Source organism: Burkholderia sp. Bp9015, assembly GCF_003853505.1.
Taxonomy (GTDB): Bacteria; Pseudomonadota; Gammaproteobacteria; order Burkholderiales; family Burkholderiaceae; genus Burkholderia.
The window spans coordinates 148752-175234 of sequence record NZ_QTPZ01000015.1; the positions used below are offsets into that span (position 1 = coordinate 148752).

24 protein-coding genes and 1 pseudogene are annotated in these 26483 nt (G+C 65.5%); 21 read left to right on the top strand and 4 right to left on the bottom strand.

Annotation, left to right across the window (positions count from 1 at the left end; all coding sequences use genetic code 11):
* Nucleotide 1: 1 nt before the first annotated feature.
* Together ubiG and ompA are read right to left on the bottom strand one after the other, a co-directional pair.
* On the bottom strand, nt 2-700 hold the full coding sequence (gene ubiG, locus DIE12_RS18235) for a bifunctional 2-polyprenyl-6-hydroxyphenol methylase/3-demethylubiquinol 3-O-methyltransferase UbiG (protein WP_044844843.1): 699 nt from the start codon (nt 698-700) through the stop codon (nt 2-4).
* Nucleotides 701-854: 154 nt separating this feature from the next.
* On the bottom strand, nt 855-1526 hold the full coding sequence (gene ompA / locus DIE12_RS18240) for an outer membrane protein OmpA (protein ID WP_044844842.1): 672 nt from the start codon (nt 1524-1526) through the stop codon (nt 855-857).
* A 536-nt stretch (nt 1527-2062) separates the two neighbouring features.
* Here ompA and gyrA point away from each other — a divergent pair.
* From gyrA to cysM, 16 genes are all read left to right on the top strand, one after another.
* Entirely contained in the window at nt 2063-4666 is a 2604-nt protein-coding gene (gene gyrA, locus DIE12_RS18245; RefSeq protein WP_044844841.1) for a DNA gyrase subunit A, read from the top strand.
* 83 nt (nt 4667-4749) lie between these two features.
* On the top strand, nt 4750-5349 hold the full coding sequence (locus DIE12_RS18250; RefSeq protein WP_044844860.1) for a DUF2059 domain-containing protein: 600 nt from the start codon (nt 4750-4752) through the stop codon (nt 5347-5349).
* 172 nt (nt 5350-5521) lie between these two features.
* On the top strand, nt 5522-6604 hold the full coding sequence (gene serC / locus DIE12_RS18255) for a 3-phosphoserine/phosphohydroxythreonine transaminase (RefSeq protein WP_124487823.1): 1083 nt from the start codon (nt 5522-5524) through the stop codon (nt 6602-6604).
* Between the two features lie 34 nt (nt 6605-6638).
* Nucleotides 6639-7721, top strand: coding sequence for a prephenate dehydratase (gene pheA, locus DIE12_RS18260; protein WP_044844839.1), 1083 nt, complete (start codon nt 6639-6641; stop codon nt 7719-7721).
* A 186-nt stretch (nt 7722-7907) separates the two neighbouring features.
* A complete protein-coding gene (locus DIE12_RS18265) occupies nt 7908-8834 on the top strand; it encodes a prephenate dehydrogenase/arogenate dehydrogenase family protein (protein ID WP_124487824.1) in 927 nt (308 codons plus the stop codon).
* A 20-nt stretch (nt 8835-8854) separates the two neighbouring features.
* Nucleotides 8855-10159, top strand: coding sequence for a 3-phosphoshikimate 1-carboxyvinyltransferase (aroA, locus tag DIE12_RS18270; RefSeq protein ID WP_124487825.1), 1305 nt, complete (start codon nt 8855-8857; stop codon nt 10157-10159).
* A gap of 12 nt (nt 10160-10171) precedes the next feature.
* The gene (cmk, locus tag DIE12_RS18275; RefSeq protein ID WP_124487826.1) at nt 10172-10858 is read left to right on the top strand and encodes a (d)CMP kinase; all 687 of its coding nucleotides are present in this window, start codon (nt 10172-10174) and stop codon (nt 10856-10858) included.
* A gap of 142 nt (nt 10859-11000) precedes the next feature.
* The gene (gene rpsA, locus DIE12_RS18280) at nt 11001-12713 is read left to right on the top strand and encodes a 30S ribosomal protein S1 (RefSeq protein ID WP_044844859.1); all 1713 of its coding nucleotides are present in this window, start codon (nt 11001-11003) and stop codon (nt 12711-12713) included.
* A 22-nt stretch (nt 12714-12735) separates the two neighbouring features.
* Nucleotides 12736-13059 (top strand): integration host factor subunit beta, encoded by a 324-nt coding sequence (locus tag DIE12_RS18285; RefSeq protein ID WP_034187427.1) that lies wholly within the window; start codon nt 12736-12738, stop codon nt 13057-13059.
* 210 nt (nt 13060-13269) lie between these two features.
* Entirely contained in the window at nt 13270-13563 is a 294-nt protein-coding gene (locus tag DIE12_RS18290) for a lipopolysaccharide assembly protein LapA domain-containing protein (protein WP_044844835.1), read from the top strand.
* Between the two features lie 53 nt (nt 13564-13616).
* Complete coding sequence (gene lapB / locus DIE12_RS18295; RefSeq protein WP_124487827.1) at nt 13617-14789, top strand: lipopolysaccharide assembly protein LapB; 1173 nt, start codon at nt 13617-13619, stop codon at nt 14787-14789.
* 90 nt (nt 14790-14879) lie between these two features.
* On the top strand, nt 14880-16280 hold the full coding sequence (locus DIE12_RS18300; protein WP_124487828.1) for a UDP-glucose/GDP-mannose dehydrogenase family protein: 1401 nt from the start codon (nt 14880-14882) through the stop codon (nt 16278-16280).
* A 7-nt stretch (nt 16281-16287) separates the two neighbouring features.
* The gene (rfaE1, locus tag DIE12_RS18305; RefSeq protein ID WP_124487829.1) at nt 16288-17238 is read left to right on the top strand and encodes a D-glycero-beta-D-manno-heptose-7-phosphate kinase; all 951 of its coding nucleotides are present in this window, start codon (nt 16288-16290) and stop codon (nt 17236-17238) included.
* A gap of 58 nt (nt 17239-17296) precedes the next feature.
* On the top strand, nt 17297-18289 hold the full coding sequence (rfaD, locus tag DIE12_RS18310) for an ADP-glyceromanno-heptose 6-epimerase (protein ID WP_044844832.1): 993 nt from the start codon (nt 17297-17299) through the stop codon (nt 18287-18289).
* 74 nt (nt 18290-18363) lie between these two features.
* Nucleotides 18364-18708, top strand: a complete 345-nt coding sequence (locus tag DIE12_RS18315; protein ID WP_124487830.1) for a helix-hairpin-helix domain-containing protein — start codon at nt 18364-18366, stop codon at nt 18706-18708.
* Between the two features lie 206 nt (nt 18709-18914).
* Nucleotides 18915-19817 (top strand): cysteine synthase CysM, encoded by a 903-nt coding sequence (gene cysM / locus DIE12_RS18320; RefSeq protein WP_124487831.1) that lies wholly within the window; start codon nt 18915-18917, stop codon nt 19815-19817.
* Nucleotides 19818-19893: 76 nt separating this feature from the next.
* Here cysM and mltB read toward each other — a convergent pair whose 3' ends face one another.
* Complete coding sequence (gene mltB / locus DIE12_RS18325) at nt 19894-21243, bottom strand: lytic murein transglycosylase B (protein WP_082088495.1); 1350 nt, start codon at nt 21241-21243, stop codon at nt 19894-19896.
* A gap of 43 nt (nt 21244-21286) precedes the next feature.
* On the opposite strand from mltB, the gene DIE12_RS18330 reads away from it, so the two are divergent.
* Nucleotides 21287-22210, top strand: a complete 924-nt coding sequence (locus DIE12_RS18330; RefSeq protein ID WP_044844828.1) for a histone deacetylase family protein — start codon at nt 21287-21289, stop codon at nt 22208-22210.
* A gap of 22 nt (nt 22211-22232) precedes the next feature.
* On the opposite strand, the gene DIE12_RS18335 is transcribed toward DIE12_RS18330, so the two are convergent.
* A complete protein-coding gene (locus DIE12_RS18335; RefSeq protein WP_124487832.1) occupies nt 22233-23156 on the bottom strand; it encodes an alpha/beta hydrolase in 924 nt (307 codons plus the stop codon).
* A gap of 216 nt (nt 23157-23372) precedes the next feature.
* On the opposite strand from DIE12_RS18335, the gene DIE12_RS18340 reads away from it, so the two are divergent.
* From DIE12_RS18340 to DIE12_RS18355, 4 genes and pseudogenes are all read left to right on the top strand, one after another.
* Complete coding sequence (locus DIE12_RS18340) at nt 23373-24407, top strand: methionine ABC transporter ATP-binding protein (RefSeq protein ID WP_124487833.1); 1035 nt, start codon at nt 23373-23375, stop codon at nt 24405-24407.
* A complete protein-coding gene (locus DIE12_RS18345; protein WP_044844825.1) occupies nt 24397-25050 on the top strand; it encodes a methionine ABC transporter permease in 654 nt (217 codons plus the stop codon). Before DIE12_RS18340 ends, DIE12_RS18345 begins: the two co-directional genes overlap by 11 nt.
* Before the next feature lie 27 nt (nt 25051-25077).
* A complete protein-coding gene (locus DIE12_RS18350) occupies nt 25078-25872 on the top strand; it encodes a MetQ/NlpA family ABC transporter substrate-binding protein (protein ID WP_124487834.1) in 795 nt (264 codons plus the stop codon).
* A gap of 229 nt (nt 25873-26101) precedes the next feature.
* Nucleotides 26102-26483 (top strand): annotated as a pseudogene (locus DIE12_RS18355) (electron transfer flavoprotein subunit beta/FixA family protein); the annotation flags it as partial.

Here is a 26483-nt window from a genome sequence, read left to right on the forward strand (position 1 = left end):
GTCACGCGCCGCGGCGGCACGCGACGAGATAGTTGATGTCGGTATCGTTCGACAGCGCGAAGCGCTTGCCGATCGGGTGATAGGTAATGCCCTTGATCTCCACGATATGCAGATCGGTCCCGCGCACGAAGCTCGCCAGTTCCGACGGGCGGATGAAGCGCGCGTAGTCGTGGGTGCCCTTCGGCAGCATCTGCGCGATGTACTCCGCACCGATCACTGCGAACAGGTAGGACTTCAGGTTGCGGTTCAGCGTGGAGAAGAACACCCAGCCGCCCGGCTTCACGAGCGTCGCGCACGCGGCGACGACGCCGGCCGGCGACGGGACGTGCTCGAGCATTTCCATGCACGTGACGACGTCATAGGTGCCCGGCTCGCGTTCGGCAATCGCTTCGGCGGCGATCGCCTCGTAATCGACCGTGATGCCGCTTTCGAGGCTGTGCAGGTCGGCCACGCCGAGCGCTTCGGTCGACAGGTCGATGCCTTTCACCTGCGCGCCGAGTCCGGCCATCGATTCGGACAGGATGCCGCCGCCGCAGCCGATATCGAGCGCGCGCTTGCCGGCGAGGTGCGCATGCGAATCGATCCAGCCGAGCCGGACCGGGTTCAGGTCGTGCAGGGGCTTGAATTCGGCGTTCGGATCCCACCACCGATGGGCGAGGTCGCTGAATTTCTGGAGTTCGTGCGGATCGGCGTTGGTCATGTCGGCAAACGGGCTACGGAAGGAGGGCGGTGCTGCGGTTCGTCAGACCCGAGTATATAAGAAGCGGACGAGCGGCGAAGCGGCGAGCGCCCGGACGGGCATCAAAGAAAAAGCCCCGCCGGAGCGGGGCTTTGAAGCAGTCGAAAACCGCGGCTTACTGTGCCGGAACGGTCGTCTTCTGGACTTCTTGCGTACCGACCACTTCGACTTCCACGCGGCGGTCCGGTGCGAGGCAGGCGATCAGTTGCTTGCGGTTCTTCTGGTTGCAGCCCGTCGTGACCGGGTTGCGCTTGCCCTTGCCTTCCGTGTAGATCTTGTTGGCCGGGACACCCTTGCTGACCAGGTACGACTTGACGGCTTGCGCGCGGCGCAGCGACAGGCGGTCGTTGTACTTGTCCGAACCGATGCGGTCCGTGTAGCCCGTAGCGACGACCACTTCCGTGTTCATGCCCTGGATCTTCGAAGCCAGTTCGTCCAGCTTTTGCTTGCCCAGCGGCTTGAGCGTTGCCTTGTCGAAGTCGAACAGTGCGTCGGCTTGATACGTGATCTTCTGGCTCGTGATTGCCGGAGCGACCGGTGCGACCGGAGCCGGAGCCGGTGCCTGGGCGACCAGTGCGCCATCGCACTTCGCGTTGGCGGTGGCCGGCGTCCAGAACGCGTCACGCCAGCAGAGCTCGTTCGTGCCGTTCATCCACACCCATTCGCCCGTGCCGTTCACCCAGTTGTCGTTGACGGCTTGACGCGACGCCGGCACCGACTGTGCCGAAGCGGATGCAGCCATAACTGCGGTAGCTGCAATGAACGCGAGCTTTGAAAGTTTATTCATATTTCTCCTCTCGAAATTGAGATTACCGCAGGTTTACTGCGAGCCTGTTGACGGTGACAAGTCATACATTGCTCGAAGTATAACATTGGTGCGGCACAAAAAACGCGGCACCGCTCTGTGTAGACTTCGAGCAGCGTCTAACTTTCAGTGCGTTGGCATTTTGCCATATCGTTCCCTTCCTACGAAAAAAAATCCTCCCCACCCTAAGATCGCTTCAACTTTGTGGTGCATGCGCAACACCGGCCTGCCGTAACTTTTAGAGATTGTCAAGAGTGGGTCCGCGAAATTGCGCGAAAGGCCGCAAATGTTTACCCGCGTGCGCGACTCGGATCCGCGCGGCCCCCGAGCCGCCTGAAGGGGCGCGATCGCGGCCGGTTCGCGGTGCCGCTGCCGTGGTCGCGATTTTTGCTGTTTACATATAGAGGGGGTGGCGAATCGGCGGCTGATGGGCGCATGTTAGAATCTCGCGTTGCGTTGCGCATGCAGCGCCCACGCGAAAGGCGTTCGCCGTCTTCGCTCCGAAACGATACGGATACATGGATCAATTCGCCAAAGAGACCCTGCCCACCTCCCTAGAGGAGGAAATGCGCCGTTCGTATCTCGATTACGCGATGAGCGTGATCGTCGGACGTGCCCTTCCGGATGTCCGCGATGGCCTGAAACCCGTGCACCGGCGCGTATTGTTCGCGATGCACGAACTGAACAACGACTGGAACCGCGCGTACAAGAAATCGGCGCGTATCGTCGGTGACGTGATCGGTAAGTATCACCCTCACGGCGATACCGCGGTGTATGACACGATCGTGCGGATGGCGCAGGACTTCTCGCTGCGCTACATGCTGATCGACGGGCAGGGCAACTTCGGCTCGATCGACGGCGACAACGCCGCGGCGATGCGTTACACCGAAATTCGCATGGCGAAGATCGGTCACGAGCTGCTCGCCGACATCGACAAGGAAACGGTCGACTTCGAGCCGAACTACGACGGCAACGAGATGCAGCCGTCGGTCCTGCCGTCGCGCATCCCGAACCTGCTGATCAACGGCTCGTCGGGCATTGCGGTCGGCATGGCGACCAACATCCCGCCGCACAACCTGAACGAAGTCGTCGACGCGTGCCAGCACCTGCTGGGCAACCCGGAAGCGACGATCGACGAGCTGATCGAGATCATCCCGGCGCCGGACTTCCCGACGGCCGGCATCATCTACGGCGTCGCCGGCGTGCGCGACGGCTACCGCACCGGGCGCGGCCGCGTCGTGATGCGCGCGGCCACGCACTTCGAGGAGATCGACCGCGGCCAGCGGATGGCGATCATCGTCGACGAGCTGCCGTACCAGGTGAACAAGCGCTCGCTGCTCGAGCGCATTGCCGAGCTCGTCAACGAGAAGAAGCTCGAGGGCATCTCCGACATCCGCGACGAGTCCGACAAGAGCGGCATGCGCGTCGTGATCGAGCTGAAGCGCGGCGAAGTGCCCGAAGTGGTGCTGAACAACCTGTACAAGGCGACGCAGCTGCAGGACACGTTCGGCATGAACATGGTCGCGCTGGTCGACGGCCAGCCGAAACTGCTGAACCTGAAGGAAATCCTGCAGTGCTTCCTGTCGCATCGACGCGAAGTGCTGACGCGCCGCACGATCTACGAACTGCGCAAGGCCCGCGAACGCGGCCACGTGCTCGAAGGTCTCGCGGTCGCGCTCGCGAACATCGACGAGTTCATCGCGATCATCAAGGCCGCGCCGACGCCGCCGATCGCGAAGCAGGAACTGATGGCGAAGCCGTGGGATTCGTCGCTCGTGCGCGAGATGCTGACGCGCGCCGAGACCGAGAACGCATCCGCGGGCGGCCGCTCCGCGTACCGTCCGGAAGGCCTGAACCCGGCGTTCGGGATGCAGACCGACGGGCTGTACCGTCTGTCCGACACGCAGGCGCAGGAAATCCTGCAGATGCGTCTGCAGCGCCTGACCGGTCTCGAGCAGGACAAGATCATCGGCGAGTACCGCGAAGTGATGGCGCAGATCGCCGACCTGCTGGACATCCTCGCGCGCCCGGAGCGGATCACGACGATGATCGGCGAAGAGCTGACGTCGGTGAAGGCCGAATTCGGCGACGCGCGCCGCTCGAAGATCGAGCTGAACGCGACCGAGCTGAATACCGAAGACCTGATCACGCCGCAGGACATGGTCGTCACGATGTCGCACGCGGGCTACGTGAAGTCGCAGCCGCTGTCCGAGTATCGCGCGCAGAAGCGCGGCGGTCGCGGCAAGCAGGCGACGCAGATGAAGGAAGACGACTGGATCGAGACGCTGTTCATCGCGAACACGCACGATTACATCCTGTGCTTCTCGAACCGCGGCCGCGTGTACTGGGTCAAGGTCTATGAAGTGCCGCAAGGCTCGCGCAACTCGCGCGGCCGTCCGATCGTCAACATGTTCCCGCTGCAGGAAGGCGAGAAGATCAACGTCGTGCTGCCGGTCAAGGAGTTCTCGGCCGACAAGTTCGTGTTCATGGCGACGTCGCTCGGCACCGTGAAGAAGACGCCGCTCGAGGCATTCAGCCGCCCGATGAAGAAGGGCATCATCGCGGTCGGCCTCGACGAGGGCGATTACCTGATCGGCGCGTCGATCACCGACGGCGCGCACGACGTGATGCTGTTCTCTGACGCAGGCAAGGCCGTGCGCTTCGACGAGAACGACGTGCGCCCGATGGGCCGGGAAGCGCGCGGCGTGCGCGGCATGCAGCTCGAGGACGGGCAGCAGGTCATCGCGCTGCTGGTTGCCGGCAGCGAGGAGCAGACCGTGCTCACCGCGACCGAAAACGGCTACGGCAAGCGCACGCCGATCACCGAGTACACGCGTCACGGCCGCGGCACGAAGGGGATGATCGCGATCCAGACGTCCGAGCGCAACGGCAAGGTCGTCGCCGCGACGCTCGTCGACGCCGAGGATCAGATCATGCTGATCACGACCGCCGGCGTGTTGATCCGGACGCGTGTGTCCGAGATTCGCGAAATGGGGCGCGCCACGCAAGGTGTTACACTCATCAGTCTCGATGAGGGTACCAAGCTCTCCGGCCTGCAGCAGATCGCGGAAGCCGAAGAGGGCGATGGCGAGGCCGACGAGGCGTCGGACGGCGAAGCCTGAAGAACGGATGAGACTCGAGCCGCCGCGGGCGAAAAGCGCCGCGGTCGGCGAGCAACCATTCATATTTCCAAAAGGGAGTGATGATGCAAAAGCAATTCAAGCAACTGGTTCTGCTGGCTGCACTGGTGCCGACGTTCGCGATGGCGCAAGCGCTGTCGAATTCCGCACCGGCTGCGACCGCGGCAGCTGCGCCGATCGACGCCGACAAGAAGGCAGCGATCAAGGATCTGCTCGACGCGATCGACGCGCCGAAGCTCGTGTCGGCTATCGGCAACAGCGCCGAGATGCAGGCAAAGCAGCTCGTGCCGGCGATCCTGTCGGACGCGCTGTCGGAAAACAAGTCGCTGAACGACAAGCAGAAGCAGGCTGCCGTGCCGACGCTGCAGAAGAACGCAGTGCCGAAGCTGGTTGACGGCGCGGGCAAGGTGTTCGGCTCGCAGCAGTTCCAGAACGATGCGATGTCGGCTCAGTACGACGCCTATGCGAAGTACTACAGCACGTCGGAGATCAAGGATCTGACGACGTTCTACAAGAGCCCGACGGGCCGCAAGTTCATCCAGGTTCAGGATCAGGTCGGCCGCGACGTGGTCAACGGCCTGATGCAGAAGTACATGCCGCAAGCGATCCAGGCGACGCGCGCGCAGGCTGACAAGGAAGTCGCGGCAGTCAAGCCGGGCAAGTAAGCTGTCCGGGCACGCCGCCCGGCCGTCCGGCCGGGTTTGGCGGGAGCCTGATGACAGTGCGATAATGGCCGTTTGCGCGCGAGCGCAAGCGGCCATTTCTTTTCAGGCGCGGTTCTTTCTGCCGGCGGCAAGCCGGTCGCAAGCCGGTCGCGTCCCTCCCGAGGTTTTCACGATGCGCGTCTTTAATTTCTCCGCCGGTCCTGCGGCGCTCCCCGAGGAAGTGCTGCGGCAGGCCGCCGACGAAATGCTCGACTGGCACGGCAGCGGCATGAGCGTGATGGAGATGAGCCATCGCGGCAAGGAATTCATGTCGATCCACGAGGCGGCGCTGACCGACCTGCGCGAACTGCTCGATGTGCCGGCCAGCCACCGGATCCTGTTCCTGCAGGGCGGCGGCATCGGCGCGAACGCGACCGTGCCGATGAACCTGCTCGGCTCGCGCAAGACCGCCGACTTCGTCGTGACGGGCTCGTGGTCGCAGAAGTCGTTCAACGAAGCGAAGAAATACGGCACGCCGCATCTGGCCGCCTCCGGCAAGACGGCCGACGGTTTCACGCGCGCGCCTGCCCGTGCCGAGTGGCAGCTGTCGGACGATCCGGCCTACGTGCATCTGTGCACGAACGAGACGATCGACGGCGTCGAGACGTTCGAGATTCCCGACCTCGGCGACGTGCCGCTCGTCGCCGATGTCTCGTCGCACATCCTGTCGCGCCCGATGGACGTCGCGAAGTACGGCGTGCTGTTCGGCGGCGCGCAGAAGAACATCGGGATAGCCGGCGTGACGGTCGTGATCGTGCGCGAGGATCTGCTCGATCGCGCGCTGTCGATCTGCCCGTCCGCATTCGAATGGAAAACCGTCGCCGAGAACAACTCGCTGTACAACACGCCGCCCACCTATGCGATCTACGTCGCGGGCCTCGTGTTCCAGTGGCTGAAGCGGCAGGGCGGCCTCGAGGCGATCGAGGCCCGCAATATCGAGAAGGCGAAGCTGCTCTACGACACGATCGATGCGAGCAGCTTCTATCTGAACAAGGTCGAGCCGGCGGCGCGTTCGCGGATGAACGTGCCCTTTTTCCTGGCCGACGAAACGCGCAATGAAGACTTCCTTGCCGGCGCAAAGGCGCGCGGGTTGCTGCAGCTGAAGGGCCACAAGTCCGTCGGCGGCATGCGGGCGTCGATCTACAACGCGGTGCCGCTCGAGGGCGTGCAAGCGCTCGTCGAGTACATGAAGGACTTCGAACGGCGCGGCGCCTGAGCGCAGCGCTGTTCAAACAGCACGGCAACTACGCATGGACGACGAACTGAATTCCCGCCTGAAACCGCTGCGCGACCGCATCGACGCGATCGACGCGCAGCTGATCGCGCTCCTCAACCAGCGCGCCGCGGTGGCGCTCGAGGTGGGCGAGGTCAAGAAGCACTTCAATGCGCCGGTGTTCCGGCCGGAACGCGAACTGCAGGTGATCGCGCGCCTGCAGGACATGAGCGCGGGGCCGCTCGCGAGCGAGCACATCAGCGCCATCTGGCGCGAGATCATGGCCGCGAGCCGCGCGCTCGAGCAGACGATCCACGTCGCGTTCCTCGGGCCGGTCGGCACGTACAGCGAACAGGCGATGTTCGAGTATTTCGGCCAGTCGATCGAAGGGCTGCCGTGTCCGTCGATCGACGAGGTGTTCCGCTCGGTCGAGGCGGGCGCGTCCGCATTCGGCATCGCGCCGGTCGAGAATTCGACCGAAGGCGCGGTGTCGCGCACGCTCGACCTGCTGCTGCAGACGCAGTTGCTGATCAGCGGCGAACTCGCGCTGCCGATCCATCACAACCTGCTCACGCAGAGCGGCACGCTCGACGGCGTGAAGCGCGTCTGCGCGCATGCGCAGGCACTCGCGCAATGCCAGCAGTGGCTCGCCGCGAACGCACCGCAGCTCGAGCGGCAAGCAGTGTCGAGCAACGCGGAGGCCGCGCGTCTCGCGGCGGCCGACCCGAGCGTCGCGGCGATCGCGGGCGACCGCGCGGCCGCGCACTACGGGCTGCAGATCGCGTTCTCGCTGATCCAGGACGATCCGCACAACCGCACGCGCTTCGTGATCATCGGCAAGCAGCCGGCCGGACCGAGCGGTCACGACCAGACCTCGCTGATCGTGTCGGTGAAGAACGAGCCGGGCGCGGTGTTCAAGCTGCTCGAACCGCTCGCGCGGCACGGGGTGTCGATGACCCGCTTCGAATCGCGCCCGGCGCGCGTCGGCACGTGGGAGTATTACTTCTACATCGACATCGAAGGGCACCGGGACGAGCCAGCCGTGGCCGCCGCGCTCGCGGAGCTCGGCCAGAAGGCCGCGTTCCTGAAGGTACTCGGTTCGTATCCGCGCGCGCGCTGACGCGCAGCGGCCCGTCGCCTGCACCGCGCAGGCGGCGCGGCGAAGCGGGCAGGGCAGGCCGGGCGGCGCTGCCCAAGGCGGGCTCGGGAGGTATCCGGTGCAGGTCGTGCCGGGTGCGGGCCCGTTGCCCGGAATCTGGACTTCCGCGCGCGGGCATCGTTCCGCGCGCGTCACTTGGCTCTTGTCGTGTCAGGCTTTGCATTCAACAAACTGGTCATCTTCGGCGTCGGCCTGATCGGCGGATCGCTGGCGCGCGCGCTGCGCGAGCGCGCACCGGGCGGCGCGGGCGAAGTCGTCGGCGTCGGCCGTTCCCGTGCGTCAGTCGAGCGCGCGCTCGCGCTCGGCGTGATCGATCGCGCGGCGGCGCTCGACGACGATGCGCAACTGCGCGACGCGCTTGCCGGCGCCGATCTCGTGCTGCTGGCCGCGCCCGTCGCGCAAACGGGCCCGTTGCTCGCGCGCATCGCGCCGTGGCTCGAGGCCGCGACGCTCGTCACCGACGCGGGCAGCACCAAGTCCGATGTCGTCGCGGCGGCGCGCGAGGTGCTCGGTGCGCGGATCGCGCAATTCGTGCCGGGCCACCCGATCGCCGGGCGCGAGTCGAGCGGTGTCGAGGCCGCGCTGCCGGATCTGTACGTCGGCCGCAACGTCGTGCTGTGCCCGCTGCCGGAGAACGCACCCGACGCGGTCGCGCGGATCGACGCGATGTGGCGGGCGACCGGCGCCGACGTGCGCACGATGAGCACGGCGCAGCACGATCGCGTGTTCGCGTCGATCAGCCATCTGCCGCACGTGCTGTCGTTCGCGCTCGTCGAGCAGATCCTCGGCGAGACGGATGCCGAACTGAAATTCTCGTATGCGGCGGGCGGCTTCCGCGACTTCACGCGGATCGCGGCGTCGAGCCCGGAAATGTGGCGCGACGTGTGTGTCGCGAATCGCGCGGCGCTGCTCGACGAGCTCGACGGCTACACGCGCGTGCTCGCCCGGCTGCGTGCGGCGATCGACGCCGGCGACGGCGCGGCGCTCGAAGCCGTGTTCACGCGCTCGCGCGCGGCCCGCAAGGCATGGCAGGAACGCGGCGCTCAGCCCGCTGCCGAACCGGTCAAGAAATAACAGGAAACAGGACGATTCCCATGGACTATCTCGATCTCGGCCCGTATTCCAGTGCGTCGGGCACCGTGCGCCTGCCCGGCTCGAAGAGCATCTCGAACCGTGTGCTGCTGCTTGCGGCGCTTGCCGAAGGCGATACGACGATCACCAACCTGCTGGATTCCGACGACACCCGCGTGATGCTCGATGCACTCGGCAAGCTCGGCGTGAAGCTCGCGCGCGAGGGCGACACCTGTGTCGTCACCGGCACGCGCGGCGCGTTCACCGCGAAGACCGCCGACCTGTTCCTCGGCAACGCGGGCACCGCGGTGCGACCGTTGACGGCGGCGCTCGCGGTCAATGGCGGCGACTATCGCGTGCATGGCGTGCCGCGCATGCACGAGCGGCCGATCGGCGATCTCGTCGACGGCCTGCGGCAGATCGGCGCGCAGATCGACTACGAGCAGAACGACGGTTTTCCGCCGCTTCGGATCAAGCCTGCGGCGATCGCGGTCGACGCGCCGATCCGCGTGCGCGGCGACGTGTCGAGCCAGTTTCTCACCGCGCTGCTGATGACGCTGCCGCTCGTGAAGGCGAAGGACGGCAGGATCGTCGTCGAAGTCGACGGCGAACTGATCTCGAAGCCGTACATCGACATCACGATCCGGCTGATGGAGCGCTTCGGCGTGACCATCGAGCGCGACGGCTGGCAGCGCTTCGTCGTGCCGGCCGGCGTCCGCTACCGTTCGCCGGGGCGCATCATGGTCGAGGGCGATGCGTCGTCGGCCTCGTATTTCCTCGCGGCCGGCGCGCTCGGCGGCGGCCCGCTGCGCGTCGAGGGCGTAGGGCGCGCGAGCATCCAGGGCGACGTCGGCTTTGCGAATGCGCTGATGCAGATGGGCGCGAACGTATCGATGGGCGACGACTGGATCGAGGTGCGCGGCATCGGCCACGACCATGGCAAGCTCGAGCCGATCGACATGGACTTCAACCTGATTCCCGACGCGGCGATGACCATCGCGGTCGCGGCGCTGTTCGCGAGCGGCACGAGCACGCTGCGCAACATCGCGAGCTGGCGCGTGAAGGAAACCGACCGCATCGCCGCGATGGCGACCGAGTTGCGCAAGGTCGGCGCAATCGTCGAGGAAGGCCCCGACTATCTGGTCGTCACGCCGCCGCAACAACTCACGCCGAACGCCGCGATCGACACGTACGACGATCACCGGATGGCGATGTGCTTCTCGCTCGTCAGTCTGGGCGGCGTGCCCGTGCGAATCAACGATCCGAAGTGCGTCGGCAAGACGTTCCCCGACTATTTCGACCGCTTCGCCGCGCTCGCCAAGGCCTGACCCACCGTACCGATGAAATCCACCCGACCCTTTCACCCGACCCCCGTCATCACGATCGACGGTCCGACCGCTTCCGGCAAGGGGACCGTCGCCGCGCTCGTCGCCGCGCATCTCGGCTTCCACCTGCTCGACAGCGGCGCGCTGTATCGTCTCGCCGCGCTCGCGAGCGTACGCTACGGCATCGCGGCGGAGGACATCGACGCGCTCGTGAAGCTGATCGACGATCTTCACATCACGTTTCGCGAAGGCTGCGCGCAGCTCGACGGCGTCGACGTGTCGAACGACATCCGCGCCGAAGCGGTCGGCAACCGCGCGTCGGCGATTGCCGTGCACGGGCCGGTGCGTACCGCGCTGGTCGCGCGCCAGCGCGCATTCCGCAAGACGCCGGGCCTCGTCGCCGACGGGCGCGACATGGGCACCGTGATCTTCCCGGACGCCGTGCTGAAGGTGTTTCTGACGGCCAGCGCCGAGGCGCGCGCGGCCAGACGGCATAAGCAATTGATGCAAAAAGGTTTTTCTGCTAATATAGATGACTTGCTCCGGGATCTTCGTGAACGTGACGCGCGCGACAGCAATCGCGCCGCCGCGCCGCTGAGGCCCGCGGCAGATGCCAAGCTGCTCGATACGTCGGCGCTTTCGGTCGATGAAGCGGTCGACCAGGTGCTGCAGTGGTACCGGGCGCTCGGCCAGCCCGCCTGAGAAGGCGGGCGGCAGTAGGTGCGTCGCGCGGGCAGCGCGGAGCGTGTTTCGAACCCTTAACCCCGTATGGACCTCGATCTGGCCCTTTCAGCCTGCCATTCCGGCCGGCGTGGCACAGCGAGCCATGCACAATCAGATTTTTATGTCCGACCTGCAAACCTCCACCCCGAATACCGAATCCTTTGCGGCTCTGTTCGAAGAGTCGCTGACCCGTCAAGACATGCGCGCCGGCGAAGTGATTTCCGCCGAAGTCGTGCGCGTCGACCACAACTTCGTGGTCGTCAATGCAGGCCTGAAGTCCGAGGCTTACATTCCGATCGAGGAATTCCTGAACGATCAGGGCGAGGTTGAGGTGCAGTCGGGCGATTTCGTGTCCGTCGCGATCGACGCACTCGAAAACGGCTACGGCGACACGATCCTGTCGCGCGACAAGGCGAAGCGCCTTGCATCGTGGCTGTCGCTGGAAAAGGCCCTCGACAACAACGAACTCGTCACCGGCACGATCACCGGCAAGGTGAAGGGCGGCATGACCGTGATGGTCAACGGCATCCGCGCGTTCCTGCCGGGTTCGCTGGTCGACACGCGTCCGGTCAAGGACACGACCCCGTACGAAGGCAAGACGCTCGAGTTCCGCGTGATCAAGCTCGATCGCAAGCGTAACAACGTCGTGCTGTCGCGTCGTGCAGTTATCGAAGCAACGCAAGGCGAAGAGCGCGCGAAGCTGCTCGAGACGCTGAAGGAAGGCGCGATCGTCAACGGCGTGGTCAAGAACATCACCGACTACGGCGCGTTCGTCGACCTCGGCGGCATCGACGGCCTGCTGCACATCACCGACATCGCATGGCGTCGCGTGCGTCACCCGAGCGAAGTCCTGTCGGTTGGCCAGGAAGTCACCGCGAAGATCCTCAAGTTCGACCAAGAGAAGAACCGCGTCTCGCTGGGCATCAAGCAACTGGGCGACGATCCGTGGGAAGGCATCTCGCGCCGTTACCCGTCGGGCACGCGCCTGTTCGGCAAGGTCACGAACATCACCGACTACGGCGCATTCGTCGAAGTGGAATCGGGCATCGAAGGCCTCGTCCACGTGTCGGAAATGGACTGGACCAACAAGAACGTTGCACCGTCGAAGGTTGTCCAGCTGGGCGACGAAGTCGAAGTCATGGTCCTCGAGATCGACGAAGACCGTCGTCGTATCAGCCTCGGCATGAAGCAGTGCAAGCCGAATCCGTGGGATGACTTCAGCCGCAACTTCAAGAAGGGCGACAAGATCACGGGCGCAATCAAGTCGATCACCGACTTCGGCGTGTTCATCGGTCTGCCGGGCGGCATCGACGGCCTGGTCCACCTGTCGGACCTGTCGTGGAGCGAAGCCGGCGAAGAAGCCGTTCGCAAGTACAAGAAGGGCGACGAAGTCGAAGCGATCGTGCTCGGTATCGACGTCGAGAAGGAGCGTATTTCGCTCGGCATCAAGCAGCTCGAAGGCGACCCGTTCAGCAACTACGTTGCAATGAACGACAAGGGTTCGATCGTCGACGGCGTGGTGAAGTCGGTCGATGCGAAGGGCGCTGTCATCACGCTGACGGGCGACATCGAAGGCTACCTGCGTGCATCGGAAATCTCGCAGGATCGCGTCGAAGACGCACGCAACGTGCTGAAGGAAGGCGACAAGGTCAACGCGATGGTGATCAACATCGATCGCAAGTCGCGTGGCATCAACCTGTCGATCAAGGCGAAGGATTCGGCTGAACAACAGGAAGCGATCCGCGGCCTGCAGTCGGACACCAGCGCTGCTGCGACCGGTACGACCAACCTCGGCGCGCTGCTGAAGGCGAAGCTCGACGGCCAGAACCAGTAAGCCTCACGAGGTCTGCTGAAGTATGACCAAATCCGAGTTGGTCGCGCAGCTGGCACTGCGATTTCCGCAACTTGTCCTCAAGGATGCGGATTTCGCGGTGAAAACGATGCTCGATGCGATGTCCGACGCCTTGGCGAAAGGGCATCGCATCGAAATTCGGGGTTTCGGCAGCTTCGGCCTCAACCGTCGCCCGGCGCGCGTCGGACGCAACCCGAAGTCGGGGGAGAAGGTGCAGGTGCCCGAGAAGTTCGTGCCTCACTTCAAGCCCGGCAAGGAATTGCGTGAACGCGTCGACGGCCGCGCCGGCGAGCCGCTGAAAGCTGATGATCCGGACGACGAACGTTGAACGTCGTTCGGCTTGCCCGGAATCCGTCCGGCGAAGGCTGAAGAAAAAAGCGCCCCTTGCGGGCGCTTTTTTCATTTCCGGCTGCCGTGCGGCAATGCGCATCCGCAGGATGTGCGGTGACGCGGAAACGCTTCCTTTACAATACGGGTCGATTCGGCGCCGCGAAGGGGAGTCGCGCGCCGCGGCAAACCTCAACAAAGAGAGGGCTACATGAAGTTTATCGTCTGGCTGATCCGGGTATTGGTGTTCGTGCTGCTGCTGGTGCTCGCACTGGCCAATACGCAAACCGCGACGCTGAATTTCGTTGCCGGCTACGCATGGCAAGCGCCGCTGATCCTGATCGGCCTCGCGTTCTTCGTCGTCGGGCTGCTGGCCGGCCTGCTGTCGGCACTGCCGGCGATGTTCCGCCTGCGCCTCGAGAACGGGCGCCTGAAGCGCGATCTGCGTGCGGCGCGCGAAACCCCGGCCATCGTCGACCAGCCGCCGATGCCGCCCGTCATTTAACACGGACGCCGCGCGACTCCCGCGCGGTTTTCGTCTCTGCTTCGATATTTCGCATGGATCTGGATTTCTGGTGGTTGCTCGCGATTCCGGTGGCGTTCGCGCTCGGCTGGGCGGCGTCACGCTATGACCTGAAGAACCTCCTGTCGGAGAGCGCCAACCTGCCGCGATCGTATTTCCGCGGCCTGAACTTTCTGTTGAACGAACAACCGGACAAGGCGATCGACGCGTTCATCGAGGTCGCGAAACTCGACCCCGAGACGGTCGAGCTGCACTTCGCGCTCGGTAACCTGTTCCGCCGTCGCGGCGAAACGGACCGTGCGATCCGCGTGCACCAGAATCTGCTGAGCCGCACGGACCTGCCGGTCAACGAGCGCGACCATGCGCTGTACGAACTCGGCCAGGATTTCCTGAAGGCCGGCCTGCTCGATCGTGCCGAGGAGGCCTTCCACCGGCTCGCCGACGGCGACTACGCGCTGGGCGCGCAGCGGGCGCTGCTGACGATCTACGAGATCGAGAAGGACTGGAACAAGTCGATCGACACCGCGAAGCGCATCGAATCGATGAGCGACAAGCCGCTCGGCACCGAAATAGCGCAGTTCCACTGCGAACTCGCGCAGGACGCGCTGCAACGCAAGAACGCCACTGCCGCGGCCGACCAGTTGAAGCTCGCGCTTGCCGCGAACCCGCAGAACGTCCGCGCGACGATCCTGTCCGGTGATGCCGCGCAGGCGGCGGGCGATCACGCGGCCGCGATCGAGCACTGGAAGCGCGTCGAGGCGCAAAATCCCGCTTATCTGCCGCTCGTCGCCGACAAGCTGATGAAGGCCTATGTCGCGCTCGACAAGCCGGTCGAGGGCGCCGAGCTGCTGATGGGCTACGTCGATCGCTATCCGTCGAACGACCTGCTCGATACTGCGTATCAGCACATCGCCGGGTTGCGCGGCCAGGACGCGGCGCATACGCTCGCGCGCACGCAGATGGAGAAGTCGCCGAACCTGTCGGGCATGCTGCACCTGCTCGATGCGCAGATCGCGGCCGCCGACGAGCCGCGCCGTAAGGAACTTGAAATGATGCGCGCGCTGATCAAGCAGCGCACCAAAAATCTGCCACGCTATACGTGCCAGAATTGCGGTTTCCGGGCACGGCTCTTCTACTGGCAGTGCCCCGGATGCAGCGGCTGGGAAACCTATGCGCCGCGCCGCGTCGAACCTGCGATGCCGGGTTGATCCCGGGGCGCGGCGCCGACGCACTGCGGTTCCCGCCGGGTCCGGCCCGGCGGGCAAGTTAGTCAATTACCGGGACGTACCGGAACATCTATGAAAATCACCATCATCGGCACCGGCTATGTCGGTCTTGTCACAGGCTCCTGCCTCGCCGAGATCGGCCACGACGTCTTCTGTCTGGATGTCGATCCGCGCAAGATCGAGATCCTGAACAACGGCGGGATGCCGATTCACGAACCGGGCCTGCTGGACATCATCGCGCGCAATCGCGCGGCAGGGCGTCTGCGCTTCTCGACGGACATCGAGGCGAGCGTCGCGCACGGCGAGATCCAGTTCATCGCCGTCGGCACGCCGCCCGACGAGGACGGTTCGGCCGACCTGCAATACGTGCTCGAGGCCGCGCGCAACATCGGTCGTTACATGACCGGTTTCAAGGTGATCGTCGACAAGTCGACGGTGCCGGTCGGCACCGCGCAGCGCGTGCGCGCGGTGGTCGACGAGGCGCTCGGCGCCCGCGGGCTTGCGGGCAGCGTCGCGCACCGTTTCTCGGTCGTATCGAATCCGGAATTCCTGAAGGAAGGCGCGGCAGTCGAGGACTTCATGCGCCCGGACCGGATCGTCATCGGCGTCGACGACGACGAGACGGGCACGGTGGCGCGCGAGAGGATGAAGAAGCTGTACGCGCCGTTCAACCGCAATCACGAGCGCACGATCTACATGGACGTGCGTTCGGCGGAATTCGCGAAATATGCGGCGAATGCGATGCTCGCGACCCGCATCTCGTTCATGAACGAGATGTCGAATCTCGCCGACAAGGTCGGTGCTGACATCGAAGCCGTGCGCCGCGGGATCGGTTCCGATCCGCGCATCGGCTATCACTTCCTGTACGCGGGCGTCGGCTACGGCGGCTCGTGCTTCCCGAAGGACGTGCAGGCGCTGATCCGCACCGCCGGCGAGAACGGCCAGCCGCTGCGCATCCTGGAGGCCGTCGAAGCGGCCAACTCCGCACAGAAGGACGTGCTGATCGGCAAGATCGAGCAGCGCTTCGGCGCGGACCTGACCGGTCGCGAATTCGCGGTCTGGGGCCTCGCGTTCAAGCCGAATACGGACGACATGCGCGAGGCGCCGAGCCGTCGGCTGATCGCCGCGCTGCTCGGGCGTGGCGCGATCGTGCGCGCGTACGATCCCGTCGCGATCGACGAGGCGCGCCGCGTGTTCGCGCTCGATCTCGGCGAGGCTTCCGACGCGCTTGCGCGTCTGCATTTCGTCGATACCCAGGACGCGGCCGTGAGCGCCGCGGATGCGCTCGTGATCGTCACCGAGTGGAAGGAATTCCGGAGCCCGGATTTCACGCGCCTGAAGGCCGAACTGAAGGCGCCGGTGATCTTCGACGGGCGCAACCTGTACGAACCGGACGCGATGGCCGAACTCGGCTTCGACTACCATGCGATCGGGCGTCCGCACGTCGATCCGCAGTCCCCCTCCCGTGGATGAGCGCACGATGACGACCCTTCGCGAAGTGGTGCCGGTCCCGCGCGCGCAGCTCGCGCGTTCGCGTGTGCTCGTGGTCGGCGACGTGATGCTCGACCGCTACTGGTTCGGCAACGTCGACCGTATTTCGCCGGAAGCGCCGGTGCCCGTCGTGCACGTGCAGCGCCAGGAAGAGCGGCTCGGCGGCGCGGCCAACGTCGCGCGCAACGCCGTGACGCTCGGCGCCCAGGCCGGGCTGCTGTGCGTGGTCGGCTGCGACGAACCCGGTGAGCGGATCGTCGAGCTGCTCGGCAGCAGTGGCGTCACGCCCCATCTCGAGCGCGACGCGGCGCTGCCGACGACCATCAAGCTGCGCGTGCTTGCGCGCCAGCAGCAGCTGCTGCGCGTCGATTTCGAAGCGATGCCGACGCACGAGGTGCTGCTCGCCGGGCTCGCGCGGTTCGACGCGCTGCTGCCGCAGCACGACATCGTGCTGATGTCGGATTACGCGAAAGGCGGGCTGACGCACGTGACGACGATGATCGAGAAGGCGCGCGCGGCCGGCAAGCCGGTGCTCGTCGATCCGAAGGGCGGCGACTGGGCGCGCTATCGCGGCGCCTCGCTGATCACGCCGAACCGCGCGGAGTTGCGCGAAGTCGTCGGTCAGTGGCATTCGGAAGACGACCTTCGCGCGCGCGTCGCGAAGCTGCGCGCGGAACTCGATCTCGATGCGTTGCTGCTCACGCGTTCGGAAGAGGGGATGACGCTCTTTTCCGCCGCGGGCGAACTGCACGCGCCGGCGCTCGCGCGCGAGGTGTACGACGTGTCGGGGGCGGGCGATACCGTGATCGCGACCGTCGCGACGATGCTCGGCGCAGGCGTGCCGCTCGTCGACGCCGTCGTGCTGGCGAACCGTGCCGCGGGTATCGTGGTCGGCAAGCTCGGCACGGCGACCGTCGGCTACGACGAACTGTTTCACTGAGCGCATCGGGCGGCGCACGCGCCGGCCGGACGGCTCCCATTTTTCAGGCAGGACGACCATGACCATCATCGTCACCGGCGCAGCCGGTTTTATCGGCGCGAACATCGTCAAGGCGCTCAACGAGCGTGGCGAGTCGCGCATCATCGCGGTCGACAATCTGACGCGCGCGGAAAAGTTCCGCAATCTCGTCGATTGCGAGATCGACGACTATCTCGACAAGACGGAATTCGTCGAACGCTTCGCACGCGGCGATTTCGGCAAGGTACGCGCGGTGTTCCACGAAGGCGCCTGTTCGGACACGATGGAAACCGACGGCCGCTACATGATGGACAACAACTTCCGCTACAGCCGCGCGGTGCTCGATGCGTGCCTCGCGCAGGGCGCGCAGTTCCTGTACGCGTCGTCTGCGGCGACCTACGGCGGCTCGACGCGCTTCGTCGAGGAGCGCGAGGTCGAGGCGCCGCTGAACGTCTACGGCTATTCGAAGTTCCTGTTCGACCAGGTGATCCGGCGCGTGCTGCCGAGCGCGAAGAGCCAGATCGCCGGGTTCCGCTACTTCAACGTGTACGGCCCGCGCGAGACGCACAAGGGCCGCATGGCGTCGGTCGCGTTCCACAACTTCAACCAGTTCCGCGCGGAAGGCAAGGTCAAGCTGTTCGGCGAGTACAACGGTTATGCGCCGGGCGAGCAGACGCGCGACTTCGTGTCGATCGAGGATGTCGCGAAGGTGAACCTGTTCTTCTTCGATCATCCGGAGAAGTCGGGCATCTTCAACCTCGGCACCGGCCGCGCACAACCGTTCAACGACATCGCGTCGACGGTCGTGAACACGCTGCGCGCGCTCGACGGCCTGCCGCCGCTGACGCTCGCGCAGCAGGTCGAGCAGGGGCTGATCGAATACGTACCGTTCCCGGATGCGCTGCGCGGCAAGTACCAGTGCTTCACGCAGGCCGACCAGACGAAGCTGCGTGCTGCCGGCTACGACGCGCCGTTCCTGACGGTGCAGGAAGGTGTCGACCGTTACGTGCGTTGGCTGTCCGGCCAGGTTTAAGTCCGCGCGTCGCATCGCTAGACTGGGTCTCACGGTCGGCAGCCGCCGACCGTTTTTCATCGGAGATCCAGCACATGATCAGGAAATGGTTTGCCGCCGCAGCGATGTTCGGCGCGATCGCGTCGGCCTGGGCGGCCGTCGACGTCAACACCGCGAACGAGGATGCACTCGTCGGTATCAAGGGCATCGGTCCCGCGCGGGCAAAGGCGATTCTCGACGAGCGCGGCGCACGCGGCCCGTTCAGGAATGCAGACGATCTTGCATCGCGCGTGAAAGGCATGGGCGGCCATACGGTCGAGCGCCTTCAGCAGGAGGGGTTGACGATCGGCGCAGCAGGCTCGGGTGCGCAGGCACCCGCCGCGGGCAAGCCCACGGCAGTGAAACCTGCCGCGGCGCCCGCCCGCACTGCGCAGAAGTAACGCTCGCGAGGCGAAGGGCTCCTTCAGTCGCCGTCGTTGCGACGGCTTCCCGCGGCATGCCGCGGGTTTTTTGCGTGCATGCTGCACGCGCACGATCGTGAATCGCGGGCACGCCTATTCCACCGTCGCAATGGGGGTTGCCGGCGCGAGCCCCGGCGCTGGTTTACAATCAATCGATTGATCAGCCTCGCACTCACGGTATCTCCATGGCTTACAAAACTATCGAAGACACGATCGGCAACACGCCGCTCGTGCAACTGGTCCGCCTGCCGGACGACGAGATTCGCGCACGCAACAACGTGTTGCTCGCCAAGCTGGAAGGCAACAATCCGGCCGGTTCCGTGAAGGATCGCCCTGCGCTGTCGATGATCAACAAGGCCGAGGCGCGCGGCCGCATCAAGCCGGGCGATACGCTGATCGAGGCGACGAGCGGCAATACGGGCATCGCGCTCGCGATGGCCGCGGCGATCCGCGGTTACAAGATGGTGCTGATCATGCCGGAGGACCTGTCGGTCGAGCGTCGCCAGAGCATGGCCGCTTACGGTGCCGAAATCATCCTGACGCCGGTAAAGGGCGGGATGGAACTGGCGCGCGACCTCGCGGAGCAGATGCAGCGCGAAGGCAAGGGCGTGATCCTCGATCAGTTCGGGAACCCCGACAACCCGCTCGCGCACTACGAAGGAACGGGCCCGGAGATCTGGCGCGACACCGAGGGGCGCGTCACGCACTTCGTGTCGGCGATGGGCACGACGGGCACGATCATGGGCACGTCGCGTTTTCTGAAGGAACAGAATCCGGCGATCGAGATCGTTGGCGCGCAGCCGGAAGAAGGGTCGCGCATCCCGGGCATTCGCAAGTGGCCGGAGGCCTATATGCCGACGATCTTCGATCGCAGTCGCGTCGATCGCGTCGAGAGCGTGAGCCAGGCCGCGTCCGAAACGATGGCGCGCCGGCTCGCGGCCGTCGAAGGCATCTTTGCCGGCATCTCGTCGGGTGGCGCATGCGAAGTCGCGATGCGCATCGCGCGCCAGGTGGAGAACGCGACGATCGTGTTCATCGTCTGCGATCGCGGCGACCGATACCTGTCGACCGGCGTGTTTCCTGCCTGAGCCGGAACGGCATCGGCAGGATCACGCGATAAAAAAGCGCCGCACGAGCGGCGCTTTTTCTTTGCGCGGGCCGAGCTTACTGCGCTGGTGCTTCCGTGTCCGCCGCGGGCAGCGGCAGCGCGCCGCTCGCTTCCATCTGCGCCTTCACGGCTTCGCCGAGCTGGTACACGGTGAGCGCGTAGAAGAAGCTGCGGTTGTAGCGCGTCAGCACGTAGAAGTTCTTGAGGCCGAGCATGTACTCGGTTGCGCGCCCCGGCGACGGCAGATCGACCACGGTCACCGGCGTGCCGGCTTCGGTGGTGATATTGACCGTCGGCTCGTTGAGCGTCATGCCGGCGCGCAGCAGCTGCGACAGTGCCCAGTGCGGTTCGGGCTGGCCGTCCGCGGCCGCCTGGGCGATGCCGAGGCTGCCCGTGTCGGGCGTGATCCGCCAGACCACCGGGCGGTCGGTTTCCCAGCCGTGCTGCTTCAGGTAGTTTGCGACGCTGCCGATCGCATCGGCAGGACTGCTGCGCAGATCGACGTGGCCGCCGCCGTCGTAGTCGACCGCATACTCGCGGATGCTGCTCGGCAGGAACTGCGGGATGCCGATCGCACCCGTGTACGAGCCGAGCACGGTGGTCGGGTCGAGCTGGTTGTCGCGGGTCCAGACGAGGAAGTCCTCGAGGTTCTTGCGGAACGTGGCCTGGCGGCTGTCGCGATTCGGCGTGTCCGGGTAGTCGAACGTGAGCGTCGTCAGCGCATCGAGCACGCGGAAGTTGCCCATGTAGCGGCCGTAGATCGTTTCGACGCCGATGATGCCGACGATCACCTCGGGCGGCACGCCAAATTCCTCGGACGCGCGCTGCAGCGTTGCCCGGTTCGCCTTCCAGAATTTCACGCCCGCGTTGATGCGGATCGGTTCGATGAAGCGCGAACGATAGACGCTCCAGTTCTTCACCGAAGGCGTCGGCGCCGGCTTCACGAGTTTCACGGCCGTGGCCGAGTAGCTGACGCGCGAGAACAGCGCGTGCAGGCTTGCGGAATCGAAGCCGTTGCGGCTCACCATCTCGTCGATGAACGCATCGACCTTCGCGTTGCTCGCGTAACGCTGCGGAACGATCTCCTCTTCGAAGGTCTGGCCCGGCGGCGTCGGCTGCTGCGGTTGCGCCTGCGCGACGAGCGTGCCGGGAGACTTCGCAGGCTGTGTTTGCGCGGCGGCGGGTGCGGCGGCCAGGGTAGCGGCGACGGCAGCGGCAACGAGCGGAACGCGAACGCGGAACAGTGCGGAGAGAAGGGCGGCAGGCTTGCTGGAATTCATGTCGAAGCGGGCGGACAGGGCGATGGGGTTCGGCGCAGTATACCCGACGCACCTTGCGTGCCGGGGCGTAGCAGCGCACCGTTGTGGTAAGTTAGCGGCGAATTCGCGGCAGACGATGGACATCATTGATGGAGACCAGCGGCGCAACCCGCGTCGCGGATGACAGCTTATGGCAACCGCCTTCTATACGCACCCCGACTGCATGCTGCACGAGATGGGGGAATGGCATCCGGAATGCCCGGCCCGACTGTCGGCGATCCAGGATCAGCTGATCGCGAGCCGCATCGACGACCTGATCGTGCACGAAACCGCGCCGTTCGCGAGCGAGGTGGCGCTGGGCCGCGTGCATACGCAGGCCCATATCGACTACATCCGCAGCATGATGCCCGTCGACGGCTACGTCGAGATCGATCCCGACACGCTGATGAACCGCGACACGTGGCGCGCCGCGCTGCGTGCGGCTGGCGCCGCGATCGCGGCGACCGACGCGGTGATCGAAGGCCGCTACGCGAATGCGTTCTGCAGCGTTCGGCCGCCCGGCCATCACGCGGAACCCGCGCGCGCGATGGGCTTCTGCTTCTTCAACAACGTCGCGATCGCCGCGCGGCACGCGCTCGACGTGCACGGCCTCGAGCGGGTCGCGATCATCGATTTCGACGTGCACCACGGCAACGGCACCGAAGCCGCGTTCGCGAACGACGAGCGCGTGCTGATGTGCAGCTTCTTCCAGCATCCGCTGTACCCGTTCTCGGGCGCCGATCACCAGGCGCCGAACATGGTCAACCTGCCGATGCCTGCGCGCAGCAACGGGATGGCGATCCGCGAAGCGGTCGACATGTTCTGGCTGCCGCGTCTCGACGCGTTCAAGCCGCAAATGCTGTTCGTGTCGGCCGGTTTCGACGCGCATCGCGAGGACGACATCGGCAACCTCGGTCTCGTCGAATCCGATTTCGAATGGCTGACCGCCCAGGTCGTCGACGTCGCGCGCCGGCATGCGCAGGGTCGCATCGTGAGCTGTCTCGAGGGCGGCTACAACCTGTCGGCACTCGGGCGCAGCGTGGTCGCGCACCTGCGCGTGCTGGCCGGCATCTGACCGGCAGCGGATCGGCGCGCGCTCAGCGCGCCGGCACGTGCGCGTGAATCCACGCGATCAGCGCATCGATCACGCGGTCGCGCTCGAGATCGTTCATCGTTTCGTGGAACCCGCCTTCGTATAGCGTCAGCGTGCGATCGGGCGAGCCGACACGGGCGCCGAACGCGCGGCTTCCATCGGGTTCGGTCAGCTTGTCCTCGGTGCCGTGATAGACGAGCACCGGCACGCGCAGCGCACCGCGACCGTGCTCGATGCGCGCCATCGCATCGAGGATTTCGGCGCCGGTGCGCGCCGGCACCGCGCCGTGGTGCACGAGCGGATCGGCGCGATTGGCGGCGACGACGGCCGGATCGCGCGACAGCAGCGCCGCATCGATCCTGATTGCAGGGAAGCTCGGCCACACGCGGCTGATGAAGCGGCTCATCGCGAGCATCCAGCGCGGCACGTCGCGTCCCGGCGCGAGCGCCGGGCTCGACAGCACGAGGCCTGCCAGCGCGTGGCCGCGAGCCGGCACGCGTTCGATCGCATACAGCGCCGCGACGGCGCCGCCCATGCTGTGCCCCATCAGGAAGAGCGGCGTGGCGCCGCGGGCGGCTTCGGCAACCAGCGCATCCGCATCGTTCAGGTAATCGTCGAAACACTCGACCCATGCGCGTTTGCCGGGCGACTGGCCGTGCCCGCGCAGATCGATCGCCAGCACGTCGATGCCCGCCGCGTTCAATCTGGCCGCGAGCGCCGCGTAACGGCCCGCATGCTCGGCGAGGCCGTGGACGAGCGCGATCGTCGCAAGCGGCGGCAGCGTGCCGTCGCCGGCCGGCCAGCGATACGACGCCAGTTCGAGCCCGTCCGCGGTACGCAGCCGGCCCATCCGCGGGGCGGGCGGCGATACCGGGCCCGATGCCGAGGTGGCGGCGGGTGCGGCGGCCTGCGTGGTGGTGGCGGTCATCTGGCGGGTCCCCTGTCTCGTTGGCATCGGTGTTCCGGATCATAGTCGCGGTAGCCGCGCGGCGGCCCAGCAGCGCCCCTCTAATTTCGTCTGGTTATGAAAAGATCGAAATCGATTATTAAGTGGAATGAGGCGTTTGCGGTAAAATCGCCGGCTATTCCAGATGCTTCGGCGGCCGACTGGCGGGCCTCGCCAGCCGGCCGCCGTTTTGTTTACATGATCGAATTACGCAATCTGTCGCAGCGTTTTCCCGGGCCGACCGGCTGGGTCGACGCATTGCACAACGTCAATCTGAGGATCCCGCAGGGAGAGGTGTTCGGCATCATCGGCCGAAGCGGCGCCGGCAAGAGCACGCTCGTGCGCACCATCAACCTGCTCACGCGGCCGACCGAAGGCAATGTCGTCGTCGGGGGACGCGATCTCACGCTGCTGTCGTCCGGCGCGCTGCGCGAAGCGCGCCGCGAAATCGGCATGATCTTCCAGCACTTCAATCTGCTGTCGTCGCGCACGGTGTTCGACAACGTCGCGCTGCCGCTCGAGCTGGCCGGCGCGAGCCGTGCCGAGATCGAGGCGGCGGTGCTGCCGCTGCTCGACCTCGTCGGGCTGTCCGCGCAGAAGGATCGCTATCCGGCGCAGATCAGCGGCGGCCAGAAGCAGCGCGTCGGCATCGCCCGCGCGCTCGCGAGCAAGCCGAAGGTACTGCTGTCGGACGAAGCGACGTCGGCGCTCGACCCCGAGACCACGCGCGCGATCCTCGACCTGCTGAAGCGCATCAACCGCGAGCTCGGCCTGACGATCGTGCTGATCACGCACCAGATGGAAGTCATCAAGCAGGTGTGCGATCGCGTGGCGGTGCTCGACGCGGGCCGCGTGGTCGAAGAGGGCCGCGTGATCGACGTGTTCCTGCAGCCGCATCACGAAGTGACGCGCGCGCTGATCGGCGACGTGATCGCGCAGGAACTGCCGCCGGCGCTGAAGGCGCGCGTGGCCGAGCGGCTGAAGACGGGCAGCGGGCATCTGCTGCGGCTCGCGTTCACCGGCTCGGGTGTCGATCAGCCGATCCTGTCGGAGACGATCCGCCGGTACGAACTCGATTTCAACATCCTGCATGGCCAGATCGACGAGATCCAGGGGCAGGCGTTCGGGTCGCTCGCGGTGCTCGCGGGCGGCGAACCGGGCAAGGTCGGGCAGGCGCTCGCGTTCCTGCGCGAGCAAGGTGTGGTGGTAGAGGAGCTTTCGTATGTTGAGTGAGATGTTCGATATGTTCGTGCAGTCGTTCTGGGAGACGCTGATCATGGTCGGCATCTCGGGGGCGGTCGGCGCGCTCGTCGGGCTGCCGCTCGGCGTGCTGCTCTACCTGACCGACCGCCAGGGCGTGCTGCAGAACCTCGGCGTGAATCGCGTGCTCGGCGGCATCGTGAACGCGGTGCGCTCGACGCCGTTCATCATCCTGCTGGTCGCGGTCATACCGTTCACGCGGCTCGTCACGGGGTCGTCGATCGGCACGGCCGCAGCGGTCGTGCCGCTGACGCTCGCGGCCGCACCGTTCGTCGCGCGGCTGGTCGAGACCGCGCTGCGCGAAGTCGACCGCGGGCTGATCGAGGCCGCCCAGTCGATGGGTGCGACGACCTCGCAGATCGTGTTCAAGGTGCTGCTGCCCGAATCGCTGCCGGGCATCGTCGCGGGCCTGACGATCACGTTCGTGTCGCTCGTCGGCTATTCGGCGATGGCCGGTGCGATCGGCGGCGGCGGGCTCGGCGATCTCGGGATCCGCTACGGCTACCAGCGCTATCTGCCGGAAGTGATGTGGACAGTCGTCGCGATCCTGATCGTGTTCGTGCAGATCGTGCAGTCGTTCGGCGACTGGCTCGTGCGCCGGCTGAGCCACAAGTAAAACGACATTCATTCGTTGGGGGATAGGATGCAACGACGCTTCATGCTGAAGTTCGCGGCCGCATTCGGCGCGGCCGCACTGTTCGCGAGCGCGCACGCGCAGACCGAAACCATCAAGGTGGGCGTGACGGGCGGCCCGCACGCGCAGATCATGGAGGTGGTGAAGAAGGTCGCGGCCAAGGGCGGCCTCGACATCCGCGTCGTCGAATTCTCGGATTACGTGCAACCGAACGCGGCGCTCGCGTCGGGCGATCTCGACGCGAACAGCTACCAGCACGATCCGTATCTGCAGGCGCAGGTGAAGGATCGCGGCTACAAGCTGATCAAGGTCGCGGAGACCGTCACGTTCCCGATGGGCATCTATTCGAAGCGGGTGAAGTCGCTGGCCGAGTTGAAGCCGGGCGCGCGCATCGCGGTGCCGAACGATCCGACCAACGGCGGCCGTGCGCTGCTGTTGCTGCAGAAACAGGGGCTCCTGAAGCTGCGCGCGGACGCCGGGCTGAAGGCGACGCCGCTCGACATCGTCGACAACCCGCGCAAGCTGAAGATCGTCGAGCTCGATGCGGCGCAGATTCCGCGCTCGCTCGGCGACGTCGACGCGGCCGCGATCAATACCAACTACGCGATGGAAGCGGGGTTGAAACCGAAACAGGATGCGATCGCGATCGAGGGCCCGACTGGCCCGTACGCGAACATTCTCGCGATTCGCGAGGCCGACCGGGGTAAGCCGTGGGTCGCGAAGCTGGTCGCGGCTTATCATTCCGCGGAAGTGAAGCAGTTCATCGAACAGAAGTTCGGCGGCGCGGTGATCGCCGCCTGGTAACACGTGATGCGGGGCGCGCCCGGTGACGATTAGAGTCGATGATCGAAAACCCGGGCTTTGCGTCCGGGTTTTTTCTCTTTTAAAATAGAACGACCGTTCGCTATTGCCGGCGCGCCGGAGAGGCGCGCTATCCTCGATAGCCGCGATGGATTGGTCCGCTTGGCCGCGCAGTCATGAGGCCTCGCTATAGAATGGCCTCTGGTCGTATTCGTAACTTTGGAGCGTGTGCATGAAAATCCTGGTGCCAGTGAAAAGAGTGGTCGATTACAACGTGAAGGTCCGCGTGAAGTCGGACAACACGGGCGTCGACATCGCGAACGTGAAGATGTCGATGAACCCGTTCGACGAAATCGCGGTGGAAGAAGCGGTGCGCCTGAAGGAAGCCGGTGTCGCGACCGAAGTGATCGCGGTGTCGGTCGGCGTGACGCAAGCGCAGGAAACGCTGCGCACGGCGCTGGCAATCGGTGCGGATCGCGCGATCCTCGTCGAGTCGAACGACAGCGTCGAGCCGCTGGCCGTCGCGAAGATCCTGAAGGCGCTGGTCGACAAGGAACAGCCGCAACTGGTGATCCTCGGCAAGCAGGCGATCGACGACGATTCGAACCAGACGG